Genomic DNA, 2,585 nt, shown 5'->3' with positions numbered 1-2,585 from the left:
AGGTCAGGGTCTGGTCGGCCATCGGCGCGCTCCTTGTGAATTATCGCGGGTGCATAGCCCGCAATGCCGCCGGGGGCTATGTGGATGCGATGAGCGACGAAGAAAAGCCCGCCGACAAGGCACCCGAACGCCGTCGGATGGTGCGCCCGCCCTCGGGCGGGACCTCGGCCGGCCGCGGCATGGGCACCAAGATGAAGACGGCGGACACCAAGTCGATGTCCAGCCAGCAGTGGATCAAACGCCAGCTCTCGGACAAATGGTCCGAGAAGGCCCGCGCCGAAGGCTGGCGGAGCCGGGCGGCCTTCAAACTGCTGGAGATCGACGACCGTTTTCACCTGATCAGACACGGCAGCCGGGTCATCGATCTGGGCGCGGCACCAGGCGGTTGGGCCCAGGTCGCAGTCAAACGCGGAGCGACCTCGGTCATTGGCGTCGACCTGCTGATGATCGAGCCGATCGCCGGTGCGACCATGCTCCAGGCTGATTTCACTCATCCCGGCGTGGACCAGCAGATGATGGACCTTTTGGGCGGGCCGCCCGATCTGGTCCTGTCCGACATGGCCCACAACACGGTCGGCCACCGCCAGACGGATCACCTGAAGATCATCGCCCTGATCGAGATCGCCGCCGACTTCGCCATCCGCACCTTGAGACCCGGCGGAAATTTCGTGTCCAAGAATTTCCAGGGCGGCGACGCCGGTGGCGTATTGGCAAGACTGCGCGCGGAGTTCGAGACCGTCAAATACGTCAAGCCGGAGTCGAGCCGCAAGGACAGCGCCGAGGTGTTTCTCGTGGCGATGAACCGGCGATGAGCCTGACGCCGGTCCTGCAGGCGTTTCTGGATCAGGCGGTGATCTGCACCACGGCGGGCGCGCCGTTCACCGGCGGGCTTTGCCGGTTGGTCGGGGAGCGTTTGACCGGCGACACGGCGATCGGGCGGCGGGTGCTGGATTGGAGCGGCGCCCCCTCGCATGAAGCCGATGCCCTGGCGCTGCGGCTGATGGGCGGATTGCATGCCCTGGCGCGGTCCGGGCGGGATCGGGCTCTTTCCTCGCTCTATCCGCCCGGGGCGGCGCCGGACGATGAGGTGCTGTGGTCAGCCGTGTCACGGGTGCTGGTAGAACAGGCCGAGTTTCTGTCGCCCTGGCTGGACGGACCCCCGCAGACCAACGAGGTCGGACGGTCGGCGGCCTTGATGGCGGGGTTGCTCGTGCTGGCCGACAGGTTTCATCTGCCGTTCGCCCTCCATGAACTGGGCGCCAGCGCGGGGTTGAACACTGTGCTGGACCGCTACGCCTATCGGTTGGGCGAGACCGTCGCCGGTGTCCGAGCCTCGTCGGTGCGGATCGAGCCTGTCTGGACCGGACCGTCGCCGCCCGTCGCGGCGGTCGAGGTGATCCGGCGCGCGGGCTTGGATCGCAGTCCGCTGGACGTGCGGGATCCGGCGACGCGGGAACGGTTGAGCGCCTATGTCTGGGCGGACCAGCGGCTGCGGCTGGCGCGGCTGGAGGCGGCCTTGGACCTGGCCGGCACCGATCCGCCGCCGGTCGAGCAAGGCGATGCGGCGGATTGGCTGGAGACAAGGCTAGCGATTGCCCCGGAGCAGGGCACCTGCCGCGTCATCATGCACACCATCGCCTATCAGTATTTCGGAGACGACACTCGGGTGCGCATCTGCAATCACCTGAAACGGGTCGGTGCCGAAGCGACCGCAACCGCGCCTGTGGCCTGGCTAAGCCTTGAAGTGGCGTCCGGGAGCGTCGACCGGCGCCCGGAGCTGGTTCTTACAGTCTGGCCAGGCGGCGAGACGCAGCGTCTGGCGGTCTGTCATCCGCATGGCGCGGAGATCCACTGGCTGCACTAGGCCGAGGCCATCTCCGCCGCCCGCTGGGCCTTTCTCGCCTCGATCCGCGTCCAGATCCGGTCGTGCACGGTGAAGAACACGGTCTGCACCAGTGGCTCGATGATGCCGATGGCAAGCGACACGCGCCAGTCCTGGGTCAGGGCGTAGGCGACGGCCACGGCGACCACGAAATGCATCAGGCCGTAGGTCACGGTTTTGAGCGCAACCTGCTTGAACGAACGAGGCAGGGCATGGCTATGGCCTTGATGGCCGCCGTGCGAGCGGGTCTGTTCTTCGGGGGCCATAATATCGAGGCGGGCGGTAAACGCCTCCGCCGCTTCTTCCACCCCGGAAAGCCGTTTGCGCCGCTCGATTCTGTGCCAGAGACGATCGTGGATCGAATAGGCGATGGTCTGGAAAAACGGCTCGACCACGCCGACCGCGAGCGCCAGCCGCCAATCGCGGGTGATGGCGAAGGCCACCAGCACGGCGACCACAAGGTGCATCACACCGTAGCTTGCGATCTTGAGCGCGAGGCGGCGGGCGGTGCTGATAAGCGTTCTGACCATGCGTCTCGAAGATGTGGGGTCGGTGCCGCATCCGGCAAGCCAATTGTTCCTATCACGACGATAAGGTCGGGCAGCCCTTGCGGTTCCATGCCGGTCACCGTTATACGCGGCCCGCACAACGGAGACTCCTCATGGAGATACGCGAAGGGCTCACCTTCGACGATGTTTTGCTG

General features: G+C 66.2%; 3 protein-coding genes. 2 read left to right on the top strand and 1 reads right to left on the bottom strand.

The annotated features are described in order from the left end of the window. The first annotated feature begins 89 nt into the window (after positions 1-89). Both RMO97_RS15580 and RMO97_RS15575 read left to right on the top strand, forming a co-directional pair. Positions 90-812, top strand: coding sequence for an RlmE family RNA methyltransferase (locus RMO97_RS15580; RefSeq protein WP_310541956.1), 723 nt, complete (start codon positions 90-92; stop codon positions 810-812). Beyond that, positions 809-1,864, top strand: a complete 1,056-nt coding sequence (locus tag RMO97_RS15575; RefSeq protein WP_310541955.1) for a DUF2332 family protein — start codon at positions 809-811, stop codon at positions 1,862-1,864. The genes RMO97_RS15580 and RMO97_RS15575 overlap by 4 nt, the downstream gene beginning before the upstream one ends. On the opposite strand, the gene RMO97_RS15570 is transcribed toward RMO97_RS15575, so the two are convergent. Next, positions 1,861-2,412, bottom strand: coding sequence for a DUF2061 domain-containing protein (locus RMO97_RS15570; RefSeq protein WP_310541954.1), 552 nt, complete (start codon positions 2,410-2,412; stop codon positions 1,861-1,863). The two genes, RMO97_RS15575 and RMO97_RS15570, sit on opposite strands and share 4 nt — an antisense overlap. Positions 2,413-2,585 lie beyond the last annotated feature (173 nt).

It is taken from the genome of Phenylobacterium sp., assembly GCF_031425575.1.
In the GTDB taxonomy this organism is placed as follows: Bacteria; Pseudomonadota; Alphaproteobacteria; order Caulobacterales; family Caulobacteraceae; genus Phenylobacterium.
The sequence above is the reverse complement of the archived record's forward strand: the minus strand, read 5'-3'. Positions and strand labels throughout refer to the sequence as shown.